Here is an 18,322-nt window from a genome sequence, read left to right on the forward strand (position 1 = left end):
GTTGATATCATCAGCTGCAAACAGCAGGATAAAGAACATTGTCCAGATCAGAACCAAATCCTCCGCCCGCAGCGAACAGAATGCGTATGTGGTGGAGGGGAAGAAGATGTTTCTGGAAATCCCTCCCGAGGATATCCTGGAAGTGTATGTATCGGAAGGCTTTGAACAGGAGGGAGAAAACCAGGAACTGCTTGGGAATCTGTCCTATGAAGCGGTAAGCGACAAGGTGTTCAAATCCATTTCGGATACAGTTACCCCCCAGGGAATTCTGGCCCTGGTCCGCATGAAACATTATACTCTGAAGGACATGAAAAATAAGAATAGAAATATATATCTGGTTCTGGAAAACGTCCGGGATCCGGGCAATCTGGGCACCATGGTACGGACGGGAGAGGGCGCCGGGATTTCTGGAATCATCATGAGCCGGGAGACCGTGGATATCTATAATCCCAAGGTCATCCGCTCCACCATGGGTTCCATTTTCCGTGTGCCGTTCCTCTATACGGATAATCTGACGGAAACCATCCTGGAGATGAAGAAGGATGGAATCAGGATCTATACCGCCCACCTGAAGGGGGAAAGCCTCTACGAGAGAAGCCGTGACAGACAGGATGCGGCCATCATCATCGGCAACGAGTCTGCCGGAGTCAGCAATGGGCTTGCAGGGCTCTCAGATGCCCTGATCCGGATACCGATGTGCGGACGGGTAGAATCGCTGAACGCCGCTGTCAGTGCGGCTTTGCTCATGTACGACTTCCTTTGGAATTCCTGAAGGGTTGACAAACGCCTCTGAATTTGTTATATTACTTTTGCAACATGTTTAACAAATTCGTAACAATTATAAAACTAATTTGTAATTGTTGGAGGTTGCTTATGGAAATGAAAACAAACAAAATTAAATTCACGATAATGGCGATAGTATTAGGCTTCTCCGTTATGCTGACTTCACTGGGAACCAGTATGGCCAGCACGGCAAAGGAAGAGACTGTTTCTCAGACAGCCGGCACCGCAGTGGAAGCGAGAGCACTTTCCGCAACGAACCTGGACGAAACCCAGGCGGCGACTCTGGAGACAAAACCGGTATCCCCTTTTATGGGTAAATTCATCACGAATATTTCTGACTACGTGAATGTCCGTGCAGAAGCATCCGCAGACGCACAGCTGCTCGGCAAGCTTTATGCCGGTTCCGGCGGGGTTGTCCTCGAGCGGGGAGACGAGTGGTCAAAAATCAGTTCTGGAAACCTGACAGGATATGTCCTGAATGAGTTCATCGCAGTTGATGAAGCGGCAGAGGCCCTGGCAAACCAGATTTGTCCATGGATTGCAACGGTGAACACAGAGACCATGAAGGTCCGCAAAGAACCAGGAACCGATTCCGGTGTATGGGGACTGGCAAGCAGCGCAGAAACATTTACGGTTACCCAGATCCTTGACGGATGGGTTGCCGTCGACTATAACGGAAACACCGGTTACCTGTCTACTGAATTCATAACCCTGGCGCAGAAAATCGGCACAGGCGTAACTGTGGAAGAAGAAGCCGCAGCCGCCCAGGCAGAACAGGAAAGACTGGCAGCCATCGAGGCAGAGAAGCAAAGACAGGAAGCAGCAAAACAGGCCAAGATACAGCAGGCTATAGCAGCAAGTTCCCTTCCGATGACCGTGCAGACATCTGCATACGGCGTTACCGAAAATGATGCATATCTCCTGGCGTGTGTCGTTGCCTGTGAGGCCGGCAGCGAACCGTACGACGGAAAGCTGGCTGTGGCAAACGTTGTACTGAACAGACTGAACAGCGGACGTTATGGAAGCACCATCTCCAGCGTCGTATATGCCAGCGGACAGTTTTCTATTGTCGCATCGGGAGCCCTGGACAGAAAATTGCAGTCCGGACCAAATTCCGAATCCCTGAGAGCAGCACAGGATGCTTTATCCGGAGTGAACAATGTACCCGGCTTTACCAGCTTTTGCGCAACAAGTGTAGCCAATTACGGCTCATACAGTGATTACGCCGTAATAGGAAACCAGGTATTTTATCACAGATAATACATAAACATATTTGATCGGGCTTCCGCAGGGAGCCTGATTTTTAGTTGTGTGCCAGAATTGCTTGTCAAACCCTTTGAGATAATGTATCATAGGTCTAAATAAGCTCATGAACAGGGGGGTTATGCAATGGAATTTGTATATTGGCTTCTGTTATTTGCAGTATTCGTGCTGGTTGAAATTTTTACCCAGGGCCTCACGTCCATATGGATGGCGGGAGGGGCGCTGGCAGCATTGGCGGCGGCCTTTGCGGGAGCGGACTTTGTTGTTCAGGTTGTGCTGTTTCTGTTGATCTCGGCGGTTCTTCTCCTTTTTACGAGGCCATTTGCAAAAAAATACGTGAATGGCCGGTCAATCAAAACGAATGTAGACAGTCTTGTCGGAAAGACCGGAAGGGTATCCGAGACTATCGATAATCGGAAACCTGCCGGTACAGTATATATCAATGGACTGGAATGGATGGCCAGATCCGAAGAGGGCGACGTGATTGTGAAGGACAGTATCGTAACGATAGAGAAAATCGAAGGCGTTAAGCTGATTGTAAGAAAAACAGAAGGAGGAGATAAAAATGCTTAGTCCCAATAGTGGAATATTTTCAACAGGCGGTTCCGTCCTGGTAGTTCTGATTATAATCATTCTGGCGATAATCATCAGCTGCATCAAGATAGTGCCCCAGGCGAATGCTTTCGTTATCGAGAGGCTCGGAGGGTATAAGTCAACTTGGTCCGTAGGACTGCATTTCAAGGTCCCGTTCATTGACAAGATCGCCCGAAGGGTGAACATGAAGGAGCAAGTGGCAGATTTTGAACCCCAGCCGGTCATCACGAAAGACAACGTAACCATGCGGATAGACACGGTGCTGTTCTTCCAGGTTACGGACCCGAAGCTGTATGCCTATGGAGTGGAAAATCCCATAAGGGCGATCGAAAACCTTTCGGCAACCACACTCAGGAATATCATCGGAGACCTGGAACTGGATGAAACACTCACCTCAAGGGAAGTCATCAACACAAAGATGAGAGTTGCCCTGGATGTGGCCACGGATCCCTGGGGCATCAAGGTGAACCGGGTCGAACTTAAGAATATCATCCCGCCTGCAGCTATCCAGGATGCAATGGAGAAGCAGATGAAAGCAGAAAGAGAACGAAGAGAATCCATTCTAAGGGCTGAAGGAGAGAAGACCTCCACCATTCTCGTGGCCGAAGGAAACAAACAATCCGTCATCCTGGAAGCGGAAGCCCAGAAAGAAGCTACCATCAGGGCAGCACAGGGCGAAGCGGAATCCATACGTATGGTCCAGATGGCGTTGGCGGACGGTATCCGGTACATTAAAGAATCAGCACCGGATACGGCGGTAATCCAGCTTAAAAGCCTGGAGGCGTTTGCAAAAGCAGCGGACGGTCAGGCGACAAAGATTATTATCCCATCCGATATACAGGGAATTGCCGGCATGGTAAGAGCCATAACGGAAGTTGCAAAGTAAGATACCAGATCCGTGAAAGAATGGTTTTATATCCGGCGGGGTATAAGCCATTCTTTCACAACGTTGAAATAGTGAGTAGGAGGAATACCAACATGGACACAAGAAAAAACTTAAAAGGACGCAGTTTTCTGACACTGAAAGATTTTACGCCGGATGAGATCCAATATATGCTGGATCTGGCTGCAAACCTGAAGGCGAAGAAGAAAAAGGGAATAACGGGAACCACTCTGCAGGGAAAGAATGTGGCCCTGCTTTTTGAAAAGCCTTCTACCAGAACCAGATGTGCCTTTACGGTTGCCTGCATCGACGAGGGAGCCCATCCGGAATACCTGGGAAAAGACGATATCCAGCTTGGACACAAGGAAAGCGTGGAAGATACAGCCAGAGTTCTCGGAAGAATGTTTGACGGTATTGAATTCAGGGGATTTTCCCATGAAACCGTTGAAAAACTTGCAAAATACAGCGGTGTGCCTGTATGGAACGGCCTGACGGACACATACCACCCTACCCAGATTCTGGCGGATTTTCTGACCTTGATGGAAAACTTCGGGCATCTGAAGGGGCTCAACCTGGTGTATATAGGCGACGGAAGAAACAATATGGCCAACAGCATGCTGATCGGATCCGGAAAAATGGGCGTAAACATCACAATCATTGCGCCTAAGGAGCTGTGGCCGACCCAGGATATCGTGGATGTTGCCAAGGAATATGCCCAGGAATCCGGAGCCCAGATCCTTGTCACGGATGAAGTGTCTGCCGTGAAGGACGCAGATGCAATCTATACGGACGTTTGGACTTCCATGGGTGAAGAGGACAAGGCAGCGGAAAGAATCGGGCTTCTGCAGCCGTACCAGGTAAACCGGGAACTGATGGAAATGACCGGCAAGAAGGAAACGATTTTCATGCATTGCCTGCCTGCTGTAAAAGGAAACGAAGTTACGGAAGAAGTATTTGAATCAGAGAAATCCGTAGTTTTCGATGAGGCTGAAAACCGCATGCATACTATTAAGGCAGTTATGGTAGCGACTTTGGGAAGATAACGGTGGGACACCATGAATATTAAGAGGAATATCAGACTGGTCCGGAAAATCTTTAACGTGCTGGATTTGGTGAATATAGTTCTGAGCGTAGTGATCATAGTACTGGGGATATTTATATTTGTTAATATCAGCGGAAATAAGGCGCTTTTTCCCGTACTCTTTCTGATGGCGTTTGTGCTGAATCTCTCAATCGCCTTCAGAGCCTGGCTCAATGACAATAAAGGAAGATATATAATCCAGCTTGTGATCAGCGCATTTCTTCTTTGCGTCACATTTTTAGGATTTATTGCAGTCTGATGGAGGAACAATCATGAACAGGGAAAATGTGGTGCTCTGCGCATCGAATTTTTATGAAAAGAAATATTACTTTAACGAGGATTACGCATTGCTGCCGCAGATTGTAAGGGACGAACTCAAAATTATGTGCGTTACCTTCACGGAGGATATCGGCGGGATACTGACGTTGGAGTTTGATAAGAAAGGCAGCCTGCAGTTTCAGGTCAACTTTGATGAAGAAGATCTGTTCTTCGATGAGATTGGCTGTGAATTGAAAATAAAGCAACTGCAACAGGAAAAACAGGAACTTTTCGAGTCCCTGGAAGAATTTAACCGGGTTTTTTTCCGGGATGCTGAATGATTTGTGGAGGAATAAGATATGCTGCTGGCGATAGATGCAGGGAATACAAATATAACGATTGCGGTATTTGAAAAAGAAAAGATGGTCGCATCTTTCCGGCTGACAACCAAAATCCCAAGAACCTCGGATGAATATGGTCTGCTGATGCTGGACCTGCTTGCCCATAATAAAATTGATGCAACAAAGATTGACAGTGTCGTCATCGCCTCTGTCGTTCCAAACATCATGCATTCTCTGAACAATGGGATTACCCATTATCTGAAGACCAAACCGCTGATCCTGGGACCGGGGACAAAGACCGGCATCAAACTGACCAGTGCGAATCCGCATGAAATCGGGGCGGACCGAATCGCGGATGTGGTTGGGGCCTACGAGATATACGGAGGGCCTCTCATCGTGGTGGACTTTGGCACCGCGACAACCTATGATTTCGTAACAGCAGACGGAACCTTCGCGACCGGAATAACCTGTCCGGGCATCCGAACGGCCGCCCAGGCTCTGTGGCAGAATGCGGCGCAGATACCGGAAATCGAGATAAAAAAACCTACTTCCATCATGGCAAAGGATACGGTGACCAGCATACAGGCAGGCCTTGTGTACGGGTGCATCGGCCAGACGGAATACATCATAGACAAAATCAAGGAAGAGGCCGGCATACCGGGGATAAAAACGGTGGCCACCGGCGGACTTGGAAAAATAATCGCGGATGCAACCAATAAAATCGATATATATGACAGCGGCCTGACCTTACATGGCCTGCGTCTCATCTATAATAAAAACAAGAAATAAGAGCGGATATGAAGATAGGCAATTTAGAAGTAAAGAACAATCTATTCCTGGGGCCCATGGCTGGCGTAACGGATCTATCCTTCCGCCAGCTGTGCAGGGAACAGGGCTGCGGCTTTTCCTGTACGGAAATGGTAAGCGCCAAGGCCATTGTATATGAAAACAAAAGAACAATAGAGCTCATTAAGACAAACGAAAATGACAGTCCCCTGGGAATCCAGCTATTTGGATCAGAACCGGAAATCATGGCCAGGGCTGCGGCTCTGATTGAGGATGACAGCTTCGAGCTTTTTGACATCAACATGGGCTGCCCGGTTTCCAAAATCGTAAACAACCAGGAGGGCTCGGCCCTGATGAAGGACCCGAAGCTTGTGGGGGAAATCGTATCAGCCATGGTGCGTGCCGTTTCCAAACCGGTCACGGTGAAAATCCGCAAGGGCTTTGATGATGAGAACATAAACGCAGTGGAAATCGCCCAAATCGCTGAAGGTGCAGGTGCCTCGGCGGTTGCGGTCCACGGCAGGACCCGGACGCAGTTCTATTCGGGGGAGGCAGACTGGGAAATTATCCGGCAGGTAAAAGAGGCGGTTTCCATTCCCGTTATCGCCAACGGAGACGTCCGGGACGGGGCTTCCGCGCGGAAAATACAGGAAGTCACCGGATGCGACGGAATCATGATCGGCAGGGCGGCAAAAGGAAATCCATGGGTATTCTCCCAGATCAGGCAATATCTGGAAACGGGCACGGAGCCGGAAAAACCTTCCCTGGAAGAGGTCAAAGACACCATTCTGCGCCATGCGCGGATGCAGGTTGCGTATAAGGGCGAATATATCGGAATCCGGGAGATGCGCAAGCACATGACCTGGTATGTTGCCGGATTTCCCCATTCCGCAAGACTCAGAAGCCAGGTAAACGCAGTCGAGACCTTCGAGGAGCTGGTTGGGATTCTTGACATAATACATTGAGTATATTATAATACTCTGAAAGTTGCAGAACCGTCTGCGCTTGTTTTTTTAATGAAAAAAACAATATGTGCGGGATAATATATAATAGGGAAGGATGTATGAACATGATAGAGAAGAAAAATATATTGACGTATGAGGGACTCACGAGACTGGAGGGCGAACTGCAGGATCTGAAAGTGGTAAAACGTAAGCAGGTAGCGGAGAAAATCAAGGAAGCCAGGGAGCAGGGCGATCTTTCCGAGAATGCAGAATACGATGCTGCAAAGGACGAGCAGAGAGATATCGAGACAAGAATCGAGGAACTCGAGAAAATCCTCAAAAATGCCGAAGTGGTTGACGAGGACGAAGTGGATCTCGGTAAAATCAACATCGGATGCATGGTAAAACTTCTGGACAAAATTGACCAGGAAGAAGTAATTTTCAGAATCGTCGGATCAACAGAAGCCAACAGCATACAGCGTAAAATCTCCAATGAATCACCGGTAGGGAAAGCCCTTATCGGTAAAAAAGTCGGCCAGGTGGTGGACGTGGAGACTCAGGCAGGAACCTTGAGATATAAAGTACTCGATATACAGCGGGTAAAATAAAGGAGTGAAAATTTTGTCAGCACAGGAAAATAACGAAACTAAGCAGCAGGAGCTCAGCGAACTGCTGATGGTCCGCAGAAACAAATTATCAGAATTTATCGCAGAGGGAAAAAACCCTTTTGAAATAATGAAATACGATGTAAGCCACCACAGCCAGGATATCAAGGGGAATTTTGACACCCTTGCGGATGCGGAAGTAAGCATAGCCGGAAGAATCATGTCCAAAAGAATCATGGGAAAGGCATCCTTTACCAACGTTCAGGACGTGCAGGGAACCATACAGCTGTACGTGGCAAGAGACTGTATCGGACAGGATTCCTATGCTGACTTCAAAAAATATGATATCGGCGATATCATCGGCGTTAAAGGAAAGGTTTTCAAGACCAAGACGGAAGAAATCTCCATCCACGCAGAAGAAATCGTTCTTCTTTCAAAGAGCCTTCAGATTCTGCCGGAGAAATTCCATGGCCTGACCAATACGGATATACGTTACAGACAGAGGCACGTGGATCTGATAATGAACCAGGAGGTCAAAGAGACCTTTATCCGCCGTTCGAAAATCATCACCGAAATCAGGAAACACCTGGATGCGCAGGGATTTATGGAAGTAGAGACGCCGATTCTGGTGCAGAATGCCGGCGGAGCGGCCGCAAAACCGTTCCTGACCCATTACAACGCATTGGATGAAGATGTGCATCTGCGCATCTCTCTTGAATTATATCTGAAACGACTGATTATCGGAGGACTGGAAAAGGTTTATGAAATCGGAAGGGTATTCAGAAATGAAGGACTCTCCACGAGACATAACCCGGAGTTCACACTTCTTGAATTATACCAGGCTTATACCGACTATTACGGCATGATGGATCTGTGCGAGAACCTTTTCAGGGCCGTGGCACAAAACGTCCTGGGCTCAATGGTTATCAGCTATCAGGGCACGGAAATCGACTTATCCCAGCCTTTTGAACGCCTTACCATGGCGGAAGCTTTAAAGAAATACTCAGGTATTGATTTCAGCGGGATAAAGACCGAGGAAGAAGCAAAAGCCCTGGCCGACAAAAACAACGTACACTACGAAAAAAGACATAAAAAAGGAGATATCCTCAACATTCTGTTTGATGAATTTGTAGAGGATAAGCTGATCCAGCCTACATTCATACTGGATCATCCGGTGGAAACATCCCCACTGGCCATGAAAAAGCCGGGAGATCCGGAATACACCGAAAGATTCGAGCTTTACATCACAGGCCGGGAGATGGCAAATGCATTCTCAGAACTGAATGACCCGATTGACCAGAGGGAAAGGTTTGAAGCCCAGGAAGAATTGAAGGCCCAGGGGGACGAGGAAGCAAACAGCGTGGATGAGGATTTCCTTAACGCCATGGAAATCGGCATGCCTCCGACAGGCGGAATCGGAATCGGAATTGACCGTCTTGTCATGCTGTTTACGGATTCTGACGCAATCAGGGATGTGCTTCTCTTCCCGACCATGAAGACAAAAGAGTAGACCGTAATTCCGGGAGGGATGACCATGCTTAATGAAGAGAAAATAAAACTAATGACAAAATTAGCTTTATATGAACAGAAAAAAGGCAGTGCCGCCTTTCGGGCGAATAAGTATTACAGGGCTGACTTTGTCACTCTGCATGTCATAGCATCAGCCATTGCGGCAACAATAAGCTTTCTGCTGTTGTTGCTTATTTGGGTGATAGTGAAAGTGGATTATCTGATGCAGAACCTGACGAACCTGAACATTGTGTCCATGGGCGTGAAAGCTGCGGTAATTTTCGTAATATTGTTGATTTTTTATATGGTTTTATCGTATTATTTATTTACAAAGAAGTATGTGGACATAAAGAGCGAGTTGATTTCTTATAACGAAAATCTTAAAGAACTCCATAAGATAAACAATAAGGAAGAAAAGGCAAAGAAAGAAAAGCTTATGGGAGGGTACGACATTGATGGCGAAAATTTTAATGATTAAGGAACTTGCCAAGCAGATATACAACAGACATGAAAGATATGTGACAATGGGGCTCCGTTTTCTGTTGGTGCTTTGTTCACTTTTTGTTATCAGCTTTTTTGCCGGGTTCAGTTCAATATTTTCCAATCCGCTTATAATAGTGGTGGTTGCCATCGTATGCGCGTTTTTACCAATGAATATAGATCTGCTGGTGATTCTGCTGGTGATCCTTGCGCACTTTTATGCACTCGCGCCTGAGGTTGCCCTGGCCGCCATACTGATTTTTATAGTAATGTATCTTATGTATTTCCGGTACACGTTTCAATACAGCCTGGCTGTAATGCTGCTTCCAGTCCTGTTCTTTCTCAAGATACCGCTGGTAGTACCCCTTATTCTGGGATGTGTGGCCACACCGGTTACGATTATTCCTACCATATTCGGGGCAATCATATATTTTATGCTGCAGTACGCCTCGGAAAGTGCCTCTCTTCTCAACAGCCTTTCTTCCGGCTCAGGAGTCACGAAGATGACGATGCTGTTCGATGCGGTATTTTCCAACCAGGTGTTTTACCTGACCGTTATCGCCCTTGCAGCCGCCCTGACGGTAGTTTATGCCATCCGGAGAATGTCGGTGAATTACGCTCCTCTGGTTGCTGTGTCCGCAGGCGGGCTTGCAAATGTCATCATCATGCTGGGAGGCTATATTGCCCTTGGATTGTCAAAACAGATTTCAATTGCGGCAGTAATAGTGGGCTCCATCGTAGCTGTCGGTGTGGGGTATGTGATACAGGCGGTGGTGTTTTCTGTAGATTATTCCAGGACAGAATACACCCAGTTTGAAGACGAGGATTTCATTTACTATGTAAAGGCTGTTCCCAAGGTATCCCTGGGCGCCCAGAAGGTAAACGTCAAGAGGATCAATGTACAGAGAATCAATGTACAGAGAATCAAAGGAAGAAACAAGCGGTAGCAGCATTAAAGGAAGAAGGATAACCGATGGAAATATTTAACGCAATCACATATTTTTTTGAAAAATATTTTGCATTTCCTTCTATATCTGTAACGGATATTGTTGAAATTGTCATAATTTCATTTTTGTTTTATGAATTTATTATATGGATAAAAAGGACCAAGGCGTGGACGCTGGTTAAGGGTATCGCAGTTGTCCTTATTTTCACGCTCTTGGCCTTAATTTTTAATCTGACGACCATTCTCTGGATTGCGGAAAAAACGTTTAATGTGGGCGTCATTGCCATTATAATCGTTTTCCAGCCGGAGCTTAGGAAGGTCCTGGAGCAGCTGGGCCGGAAAAATATATTCGGTACTCTGTTTCCCGGCGATGAATCCAAAAATGTAAGCCAGAGGTTTAAGGACATTACCGTGAACGAAATCGTAAAGGCTGTCCTGGAAATGAGCAGGGATAAGACGGGGGCGCTTATAGTCATTGAGCAGGAGGTAATCCTGACGGATTATGAACGTACCGGAATCACCATAGATGCAGCACTGAGCAGCCAGCTTCTGGTCAATATTTTCGAACATAATACTCCGCTTCATGATGGGGCGGTTATTATCCGGGGAGACCGGATCGCGTCTGCGACCTGTTACCTTCCTCTGTCGGATAACATGGAGCTCAGCAAGGAGCTGGGAACCCGTCACCGGGCTGCTGTGGGAATCAGCGAGGCAACGGACGCTCTTACCATCGTGGTTTCGGAGGAGACCGGCAAAATTTCCATTACACTGGGCGGAAAGCTGCTGCGCGATCTGGACGGGGAGAGCCTGAAAAAGAAACTGGTTTATGTGCAGAACAAGTCTATTGACGTGAAACGTTTCAGATTCTGGAAGGGAAGAAGAGGCCATGAGAAAACTCCTGACTAACAATATCGGTATTAAGCTGCTGTCCATTGTGTTTGCGGTTATCCTCTGGCTGGTGGTTGTGAATATTGACGATCCTTCCGTTACGAAGACCATAACGGGGATTCCGATTACAATACTAAACGAAGATTCCATTACCGCACATGATTATGTCTACACGGTGACATCCGGGGAGACCGCCACGGTCCGTGTGAAGGGTCCCCGTTCCATACTGGATAATCTGGATAAGACCGATTTTACGGCCACGGCAGACTTTTCAGAAATGTCCATCACCAACTCCGTGTATGCTACTGTGGAGCTGACGGATGAAAATGCTAAATATTCGAGCAAGATCGAGTTCTTAAGGAATTCAAGCGTAATGAGCATCCAGCTGGAAAGCATCCAGACCAAAGAGATGAATGTGACAGTCACTTACAGCGGGAACCCGGAAGAAGGTTTTGCTGTGGGTACCCAGGAACTATCCGTTCCTTCCGTGGTTGTATCTGCACCGGAATCCATCCTTAAGACTATTTCCAGCGTCGAAATCAATATAGATACGACTGGTAAAAATGCAGAGTTTACGACCTATGAGGAACCGGTCCTTAAAACGGCGGACGGGGTAACCATAGATTACAGCGACAATGTAACCATAAGCAGCAGCCGGATATCCGCAAAAGTCATTATGCACCGCATTAAAGAAGTACCCCTTGTCTTCCAGACAGTCGGAACGCCTGCAGAAGGATATGCATTCCTGGAACTGGATTATGAACCGACATCCGTCAGTGTCCATGGACTCCAGGAGAGTCTGGATGGACTGGCAAGCCTGGTGATTTCTGGAACACCTATAAACATAGAGGGTGCCAGGGAAAACGTTACGGTTCAGATAGATATAAGCCAGTATCTTCCTGCAGGGGTGATGCTGCAGGATGAAAACCAGAAGATGATAAATGTGACGGCTGTGATTCAGGGACCTGTCAGTCAGATCTTTACGCTGGATCCATCGGCTATAACCCTGCAGAATACACCTGCCGGATATACGGCAAAGATTACCACATCTTCCATCCAGGCATCCCTGCAGGGGACTGCCACAACCCTGGACCAGCTGAGCAAGAGCGGGCTGACCGGCTATCTGGATCTGTCTGCCGCCAAGGCAGGAGCAAATGAGGTAAATCTGAAACTGAACCTGCCAGCCGGGGTGACAATGGAGAAGGCCGTGGATATAACGGTGGAACTGACTCAGGGAGGATGAGAATGATTAGGGAAAGATTAGACATAACAAACCCATCCGGACTGGATCTTGCCCCGGCGGGACTGCTATGCCACACGGCCACGAGATTCCTGTCCAGGATTGAAATCTGCTGTGCGGAAGGAAATACCATCAATGCGAAGAGCATCCTGAGCGTCCTGGGTGCATGCGCAAAGTGCGGCGATGACATAGAATTAATCTGCGAAGGGCCTGATGAAGAAGAGGCCTTCCTTGCAATATCTGACTTGATAAAAAATGGATTGGGAGAAAAGTAATATGGGCAAATATTTTGGAACGGACGGATTCAGGGGAGAAGCAAATGTGGAGTTGACGGCGGAGAAAGCCTTTAAGGTTGGCCGTTTTCTGGGAGCCTATTTTGGAAATGGTGAAAAGGCCAGGATAGTCATTGGAAAGGACACCAGGAGAAGCAGCTACATGCTGGAATACGCTCTGGCAGCCGGTCTGACCGCATCTGGAGCGGAGGCTTACCTTCTGCACGTAACTACCACGCCCAGTGTCTCCTATGTGGTCCGCACGGAAGGGTTTGACTGCGGCATCATGATCTCGGCCAGCCATAACCCGTACTACGACAATGGACTCAAGCTGATCAATGGAGCCGGACAAAAAATCGAGGCAGAGATTGAAAATAAGATTGAAGCCTATATTGATTCAGAGAAGGAGACTCTTCCCTATGCTACCAGGGAAGAAATCGGAAGAACCATCGATTATACCGCGGGGAGAAACCGGTACATCGGATATCTGATTTCCCTGGCCACCAGATCCTTCAAAAATATGAAGGTAGGACTGGACTGCTCCAATGGCAGCGCCTCTGCGATCGCCAAGAGTGTATTTGACGCATTGGGTGCGAAAACCTATGTGATCCACTGCGAACCGGACGGAACCAACATCAACAGGGACTGTGGATCCACCCATATGGAACCATTGCAGAAATTTGTGGTGGAGAATCAGCTGGATATCGGATTTGCCTATGACGGGGATGCGGACCGTTGCCTGGCGGTGGATGAACACGGCAAGGTCGTGGACGGGGACGCCATCCTGTACGTATGCGGAAAACACATGAAGGACCGTGGCCAGCTGGAGAAAAACACGGTTGTAACCACCATAATGTCGAACATAGGATTATACAAGGCTTTTGACAAAGCCGGAATCAGCTACGAACAGACCGGGGTGGGCGACAAATATGTCACCGAAAACATGGTGAGCAACGGCTACAGTCTAGGCGGAGAGCAGTCCGGACATGTGATTTTTCTGAAGCACGCCACCACCGGAGACGGCATACTGACTTCCCTGAAAATAATGGAGGCCGTAATTGAAGGCAAGTCCACCTTGGGAACATTGACACAGGATCTCAAACTTTACCCGCAGATACTCAAGAACATCCGGGTAAAGGACAAGAATCTGGTAATGAACGACGCCGACGTGCTGGCCGCCGCGAAGCAGGCGGAGGAAGACCTGGCGGGTGACGGCAGGATCCTTCTGAGATCCAGCGGTACAGAATCCCTGATCCGGGTGATGGCAGAAGCCGGCAGCGAAGAACTGTGCAATGAATCCATAGAGAAAGTGACAGACGTAATCAGGAAAAAGGGATATGAATCATTATGACAGACGTAATCATACCCACATATAAACCAGGAAAAGCTCTTGGCATATTGCTGGAAGCACTCAACCGGCAGACGATACGGCCGGATAATATATTTATCATCAATACAGACGAGAAATGCCTGCAGGAAACAGACTATGCAGGTTTTTCTAATGTCAAAGTGCACCATATCTCCCAGTCGGAGTTTGATCATGCAGCTACCAGGAATATGGCAATCCGGATGTCCGGGGCTGAGTATGTCATACTGATGACCCAGGACGCCATCCCGGCGGATGACAGGCTTATCGAGGAGCTGATAAAACCTTTTGCGGATGAGGAGGTCGTCCTCACCTACGGGAGACAGCTGCCCAGGGAGGACTGCAACCCGGTGGAAAGTTACACCCGGTCCTTCAACTATCCGGCTCAGGATATGATGAAAACAAAGGAAGACATTCCCAGACTGGGAATAAAGGCCTATTTCTGTTCTGATGTATGCGCAGCCTACCGGGTAAGCAGCTATAAAAGCCTGGGCGGTTTCGTGCCAAGGACCATCTTCAACGAGGACGCCTTGTACGCTGCCAAGGCCCTGAAAAATGGATATAAGGTATATTATGCGTCCAAAGCCAGGGTGATCCATTCCCACAATTATGGCGCCATGGAATATTTCCGGCGAAACTTTGACCTGGGCGTGTCCCACAGGGAATACCGGGAAGTGTTTGAAGGCATCAAAACAGAGGGCGAGGGAATCCGCCTGGTAAAAAACACCATGAAGCACCTTATCTCCATACGCAAGACCCGGCTGATTCCGGGGCTGGTGTGGGACAGTGCATGGAAATATATAGGTTACAGACTGGGGAAAAAATATGACAGCCTTCCCAAAGGGCTCGTGATAAAATGCTCCATGAATAAACAATATTGGGAGGAAATGCTATGACAATACTGGTAACAGGAGGCGCAGGCTATATCGGGAGCCATACCTGCGTGGAACTGCTTAATGACGGATACGAAGTGATCGTATTGGATAACCTGAGCAATTCATCGAAGGAGTCCATAAACCGGGTAGAGGAGATTGCCGGAAAGAAACTCCGGTTCTATAAAGGGGATATCTGCAGCAGAACAGATTTACAGAGGGTATTCACCGAAAATAAGATAGATGCCGTAATCCACTTTGCCGGATTGAAGGCAGTGGGCGAATCCGTAGAGAAGCCACTGGAATACTATATGAATAATATCACCGGAACCCTGGTTCTGTGTGAAGTCATGCGGGAATACGGGGTAAAGAATATGGTGTTCAGCTCCTCTGCCACTGTTTACGGGAATCCGAAGTCGGTTCCCATCCGGGAAGATTTTCCGCTATCCACAACAAACCCATACGGCTCCACCAAGCTGATGATTGAAAATATCCTGACAGACATCCAGAATGCAGATAAACAGTGGAACATCATCCTTCTCCGGTACTTCAACCCGATTGGAGCCCATGAGAGCGGGCGGATCGGGGAAGATCCCAACGGAATCCCCAACAACCTACTTCCCTATGTAGCAAAGGTGGCCGTCGGAAAGCTGCCGGTGGTCAACGTATTCGGCAACGATTACGACACGAAGGATGGAACGGGCGTCCGGGATTACATCCACGTGGTGGACCTGGCCAGAGGCCATATCCGCGCCATCGGGAAGCTGGACGAGAATCCGGGGCTAAAAGTATATAACCTGGGAACAGGCACGGGATACAGCGTGCTGGAGGTCATCGCAAGCTTCTCGAAGGCCTGCGGGAAAGAAGTGCCTTACCGGATTGCCCCAAGACGTCCCGGAGATATCGGCGTCTGCTATGCGGATCCCGAGAAGGCCTGGAAAGAACTGGGATGGAAAGCGGAATATTCCATCGGAAAAATGTGCGAGGATACGTGGAGATGGCAAAGCAAAAATCCGGACGGGTACGCAACGCCTTGCAATACAGAAAAGTAAATGGTATAATTCTTGGAAAATGCATTGAAATATGTAAGGAGAATGTCTATGAGAAACTATCAGAAGTACCAAAAAGGAATCACAATCGACCTTCCTGACAGACAGTGGCCGAACAGGGAAATAACCAAAGCTCCGATCTGGTGCAGCGTCGACCTGCGGGATGGCAATCAGGCCCTAATTGAACCCATGCTGGTGGAAGAGAAAGTGGAACTATTCAATCTCCTTGTTAAGCTAGGCTTTAAAGAAATAGAAATCGGATTTCCATCCGCATCCCAGATAGAGTATGATTTCCTGCGTGAACTGGTTCACAAGAAGCTGATACCGGATGATGTCACCATCCAGGTGCTTACCCAGTGCAGGGAGCATCTGATTGAAAGGACGTTTGAATCCCTGCAGGGAATAAAGAACGCCATCGTGCACATCTATAATTCCACATCCGTCCTGCAGAGAGAAGTGGTCTTCAAGATGGATAAGGAAGAAATCAAGAAAATCGCTATCGAAGGGACCCAGCTGGTCAAGAAATATGCCATGAATTTCGATGGAAGAATTCAGCTGGAATATTCTCCAGAAAGCTTCACCGGAACTGAACTGGAGTTTGCGCTGGATGTCTGCACGGCAGTTCAGGATGCCTGGGGACCGACCCCGGATAACAAGATTATTTTCAACCTTCCGGCTACCGTGGAAATGACCAGCCCGAATGTCTATGCGGATCAGATCGAATGGATGGACAGACGGTTCAAGGACCGTGGAAATGTAATCCTCAGTGTCCATCCCCACAACGACAGGGGAACCGGCGTTGCGGCAACGGAGCTTTCCCTTATGGCAGGCGCGGACCGTGTGGAAGGAACTTTATTTGGAAACGGTGAGAGAACCGGAAACGTGGATATCCTGACCGTTGCCTACAATATGTTCTCTCACGGAGTGGATCCGCAGCTGAACCTGGAAAATGTGGATGAAATCATAGATGTATATGAAAGATGCTGCAAGATGCCGGTGGACATGCGCCATCCTTATGCAGGCAAGCTTGTATTCACGGCTTTTTCCGGCTCCCATCAGGATGCAATCAGCAAGGGAATTACCATGCTTCGGGACAGGGAAGACGGAATCTGGGCGGTGCCCTATCTGCCAATCGATCCAAGCGACCTGGGACGCAAATACGAGCCGGTGGTGCGCATCAACAGCCAGTCTGGCAAGGGCGGCGTAGCCTTTGTCATGGACACCTACTTTGGCTACAAACTGCCTAAGCCGATGCATAAGGAATTTGCGGATGTCATCCAGAAGATTGCGGAACAGACAGGCGAAGTGTCACCGGAAGTCATTATGGAGAAATTTAACGAGGAATATCTAGCACTGCAGACACCGTATGAATTCATACGGATGCAGGTCGCCGATATAAATGAAGAAGATACCAAGGCAAACATCACGTTCAAGTACCTGGGAGAAGAAATGGTCGCGGAGGGAATCGGCAACGGTCCTGTGGATGCAGTCCGTACTGCCCTGAAACGCAAAATCGGTACCGACGTAAAGCTGCTTGACTTCTCCGAGCATGCCTTAAGCGAAGGCGCCCAGGCGAAAGCTGCCGCCTACGTACAGATGATGGACGTATCCACAGGCATAACCACCTTTGGAGTCGGCGTAAGCGCCAACATCACCAAGGCATCAGTCCGGGCCATGTTCAGCGCTCTGAACCGACTGGCGCGTCTGGAAAATGAACGGTAAATACAAGGCTTTCATACAATTTGTCAAGTTTGGAATCGTGGGTCTGGGCAACACTTTCGTAAACTATGCGGTATATGCCATAGTCATCCTTCTGGGGCTTCATTACCAGGTGGGAAATGTGCTGGGCTTTCTGATCAGCGTGCTGAATTCCTTCTACTGGAACAACCGATATGTTTTCCGGCAGCAGGAAGGGGAGAGCCGCGTCAAATGGAAGGCACTGCTTAGGACCTATTTATCCTATGCCTTTTCAGGGCTGGTCATCACTCCCGTCTTACTGTATTTATTAGTAGAGACAGGGGGCCTGTCCGAGTACCTGGCACCATTTTTGATTATGATCATTACCATTCCGCTGAATTTTTTTATGAATAAGCATTGGGCATTCAGACCGGAAAGACGAAATTAGAAAATGGGAGATTATATTTAAAATCCCGGAGGAGAAG

General features: G+C 48.2%; 21 protein-coding genes. All 21 read left to right on the forward strand.

Annotated features, from left to right (window positions below):
- Position 1: 1 nt before the first annotated feature.
- The gene (locus tag BUA79_RS10115) at positions 2-772 is read left to right on the forward strand and encodes a TrmH family RNA methyltransferase (protein WP_073994309.1); all 771 of its coding nucleotides are present in this window, start codon (positions 2-4) and stop codon (positions 770-772) included.
- Between the two features lie 101 nt (positions 773-873).
- Complete coding sequence (locus tag BUA79_RS10120; RefSeq protein WP_073994310.1) at positions 874-2,043, forward strand: cell wall hydrolase; 1,170 nt, start codon at positions 874-876, stop codon at positions 2,041-2,043.
- Between the two features lie 129 nt (positions 2,044-2,172).
- Positions 2,173-2,619, forward strand: coding sequence for an NfeD family protein (locus BUA79_RS10125; protein ID WP_073994311.1), 447 nt, complete (start codon positions 2,173-2,175; stop codon positions 2,617-2,619).
- Positions 2,612-3,526 carry an SPFH domain-containing protein gene (locus BUA79_RS10130; protein ID WP_073994312.1) on the forward strand — a complete coding sequence of 305 codons (915 nt, stop codon included), beginning with the start codon at positions 2,612-2,614 and terminating at the stop codon, positions 3,524-3,526. The genes BUA79_RS10125 and BUA79_RS10130 overlap by 8 nt, the downstream gene beginning before the upstream one ends.
- Positions 3,527-3,618: 92 nt before the next feature.
- Positions 3,619-4,566 (forward strand): ornithine carbamoyltransferase, encoded by a 948-nt coding sequence (gene argF, locus BUA79_RS10135; protein WP_073994313.1) that lies wholly within the window; start codon positions 3,619-3,621, stop codon positions 4,564-4,566.
- Between the two features lie 12 nt (positions 4,567-4,578).
- The gene (locus BUA79_RS10140; protein WP_073994314.1) at positions 4,579-4,863 is read left to right on the forward strand and encodes a DUF6637 family protein; all 285 of its coding nucleotides are present in this window, start codon (positions 4,579-4,581) and stop codon (positions 4,861-4,863) included.
- A 13-nt stretch (positions 4,864-4,876) separates the two neighbouring features.
- Positions 4,877-5,203 (forward strand): DUF6145 family protein, encoded by a 327-nt coding sequence (locus tag BUA79_RS10145; RefSeq protein ID WP_073994315.1) that lies wholly within the window; start codon positions 4,877-4,879, stop codon positions 5,201-5,203.
- An 18-nt stretch (positions 5,204-5,221) separates the two neighbouring features.
- A complete protein-coding gene (locus BUA79_RS10150) occupies positions 5,222-5,992 on the forward strand; it encodes a type III pantothenate kinase (RefSeq protein WP_073994316.1) in 771 nt (256 codons plus the stop codon).
- An 8-nt stretch (positions 5,993-6,000) separates the two neighbouring features.
- Positions 6,001-6,954 (forward strand): tRNA dihydrouridine synthase DusB, encoded by a 954-nt coding sequence (dusB, locus tag BUA79_RS10155; RefSeq protein ID WP_073994317.1) that lies wholly within the window; start codon positions 6,001-6,003, stop codon positions 6,952-6,954.
- 104 nt (positions 6,955-7,058) lie between these two features.
- Positions 7,059-7,541, forward strand: coding sequence for a transcription elongation factor GreA (gene greA, locus BUA79_RS10160; RefSeq protein ID WP_073994342.1), 483 nt, complete (start codon positions 7,059-7,061; stop codon positions 7,539-7,541).
- Positions 7,542-7,608: 67 nt separating this feature from the next.
- On the forward strand, positions 7,609-9,048 hold the full coding sequence (gene lysS / locus BUA79_RS10165; protein ID WP_073994343.1) for a lysine--tRNA ligase: 1,440 nt from the start codon (positions 7,609-7,611) through the stop codon (positions 9,046-9,048).
- A gap of 24 nt (positions 9,049-9,072) precedes the next feature.
- The gene (locus BUA79_RS10170) at positions 9,073-9,525 is read left to right on the forward strand and encodes a hypothetical protein (protein WP_073994318.1); all 453 of its coding nucleotides are present in this window, start codon (positions 9,073-9,075) and stop codon (positions 9,523-9,525) included.
- The gene (locus tag BUA79_RS10175; protein WP_073994319.1) at positions 9,503-10,474 is read left to right on the forward strand and encodes a hypothetical protein; all 972 of its coding nucleotides are present in this window, start codon (positions 9,503-9,505) and stop codon (positions 10,472-10,474) included. Before BUA79_RS10170 ends, BUA79_RS10175 begins: the two co-directional genes overlap by 23 nt.
- 26 nt (positions 10,475-10,500) lie before the next feature.
- A complete protein-coding gene (gene cdaA, locus BUA79_RS10180; protein WP_073994320.1) occupies positions 10,501-11,379 on the forward strand; it encodes a diadenylate cyclase CdaA in 879 nt (292 codons plus the stop codon).
- Positions 11,360-12,604 (forward strand): CdaR family protein, encoded by a 1,245-nt coding sequence (locus BUA79_RS10185; protein ID WP_073994321.1) that lies wholly within the window; start codon positions 11,360-11,362, stop codon positions 12,602-12,604. The genes cdaA and BUA79_RS10185 overlap by 20 nt, the downstream gene beginning before the upstream one ends.
- A 2-nt stretch (positions 12,605-12,606) precedes the next feature.
- Positions 12,607-12,876 carry an HPr family phosphocarrier protein gene (locus BUA79_RS10190; protein WP_073994322.1) on the forward strand — a complete coding sequence of 90 codons (270 nt, stop codon included), beginning with the start codon at positions 12,607-12,609 and terminating at the stop codon, positions 12,874-12,876.
- Between the two features lies 1 nt (position 12,877).
- Entirely contained in the window at positions 12,878-14,224 is a 1,347-nt protein-coding gene (gene glmM, locus BUA79_RS10195; RefSeq protein ID WP_073994323.1) for a phosphoglucosamine mutase, read from the forward strand.
- Entirely contained in the window at positions 14,221-15,135 is a 915-nt protein-coding gene (locus BUA79_RS10200; RefSeq protein WP_073994324.1) for a glycosyltransferase family 2 protein, read from the forward strand. The genes glmM and BUA79_RS10200 overlap by 4 nt, the downstream gene beginning before the upstream one ends.
- Positions 15,132-16,163, forward strand: coding sequence for a UDP-glucose 4-epimerase GalE (gene galE, locus BUA79_RS10205; protein WP_073994325.1), 1,032 nt, complete (start codon positions 15,132-15,134; stop codon positions 16,161-16,163). Before BUA79_RS10200 ends, galE begins: the two co-directional genes overlap by 4 nt.
- Before the next feature lie 48 nt (positions 16,164-16,211).
- A complete protein-coding gene (gene leuA, locus BUA79_RS10210) occupies positions 16,212-17,882 on the forward strand; it encodes a 2-isopropylmalate synthase (protein WP_073994326.1) in 1,671 nt (556 codons plus the stop codon).
- Positions 17,872-18,285 (forward strand): GtrA family protein, encoded by a 414-nt coding sequence (locus BUA79_RS10215; protein ID WP_073994327.1) that lies wholly within the window; start codon positions 17,872-17,874, stop codon positions 18,283-18,285. Before leuA ends, BUA79_RS10215 begins: the two co-directional genes overlap by 11 nt.
- Positions 18,286-18,322 lie beyond the last annotated feature (37 nt).

Origin of the sequence: Parasporobacterium paucivorans DSM 15970, assembly GCF_900141895.1 — a bacterium.
In the GTDB taxonomy this organism is placed as follows: Bacteria; Bacillota; Clostridia; order Lachnospirales; family Lachnospiraceae; genus Parasporobacterium; species Parasporobacterium paucivorans.

Coding starts and splice junctions, on each gene's coding strand:
- BUA79_RS10120 (WP_073994310.1), top strand. CDS start 874: ATGGAAATGAAAACAAACAAAATTAAATTCACGATAATGGCGATAGTA.
- BUA79_RS10125 (WP_073994311.1), top strand. CDS start 2,173: ATGGAATTTGTATATTGGCTTCTGTTATTTGCAGTATTCGTGCTGGTT.
- BUA79_RS10130 (WP_073994312.1), top strand. CDS start 2,612: ATGCTTAGTCCCAATAGTGGAATATTTTCAACAGGCGGTTCCGTCCTG.
- argF (WP_073994313.1), top strand. CDS start 3,619: ATGGACACAAGAAAAAACTTAAAAGGACGCAGTTTTCTGACACTGAAA.
- BUA79_RS10140 (WP_073994314.1), top strand. CDS start 4,579: ATGAATATTAAGAGGAATATCAGACTGGTCCGGAAAATCTTTAACGTG.
- BUA79_RS10145 (WP_073994315.1), top strand. CDS start 4,877: ATGAACAGGGAAAATGTGGTGCTCTGCGCATCGAATTTTTATGAAAAG.
- BUA79_RS10150 (WP_073994316.1), top strand. CDS start 5,222: ATGCTGCTGGCGATAGATGCAGGGAATACAAATATAACGATTGCGGTA.
- dusB (WP_073994317.1), top strand. CDS start 6,001: ATGAAGATAGGCAATTTAGAAGTAAAGAACAATCTATTCCTGGGGCCC.
- greA (WP_073994342.1), top strand. CDS start 7,059: ATGATAGAGAAGAAAAATATATTGACGTATGAGGGACTCACGAGACTG.
- lysS (WP_073994343.1), top strand. CDS start 7,609: ATGGTCCGCAGAAACAAATTATCAGAATTTATCGCAGAGGGAAAAAAC.
- BUA79_RS10170 (WP_073994318.1), top strand. CDS start 9,073: ATGCTTAATGAAGAGAAAATAAAACTAATGACAAAATTAGCTTTATAT.
- BUA79_RS10175 (WP_073994319.1), top strand. CDS start 9,503: ATGGCGAAAATTTTAATGATTAAGGAACTTGCCAAGCAGATATACAAC.
- cdaA (WP_073994320.1), top strand. CDS start 10,501: ATGGAAATATTTAACGCAATCACATATTTTTTTGAAAAATATTTTGCA.
- BUA79_RS10185 (WP_073994321.1), top strand. CDS start 11,360: ATGAGAAAACTCCTGACTAACAATATCGGTATTAAGCTGCTGTCCATT.
- BUA79_RS10190 (WP_073994322.1), top strand. CDS start 12,607: ATGATTAGGGAAAGATTAGACATAACAAACCCATCCGGACTGGATCTT.
- glmM (WP_073994323.1), top strand. CDS start 12,878: ATGGGCAAATATTTTGGAACGGACGGATTCAGGGGAGAAGCAAATGTG.
- BUA79_RS10200 (WP_073994324.1), top strand. CDS start 14,221: ATGACAGACGTAATCATACCCACATATAAACCAGGAAAAGCTCTTGGC.
- galE (WP_073994325.1), top strand. CDS start 15,132: ATGACAATACTGGTAACAGGAGGCGCAGGCTATATCGGGAGCCATACC.
- leuA (WP_073994326.1), top strand. CDS start 16,212: ATGAGAAACTATCAGAAGTACCAAAAAGGAATCACAATCGACCTTCCT.
- BUA79_RS10215 (WP_073994327.1), top strand. CDS start 17,872: ATGAACGGTAAATACAAGGCTTTCATACAATTTGTCAAGTTTGGAATC.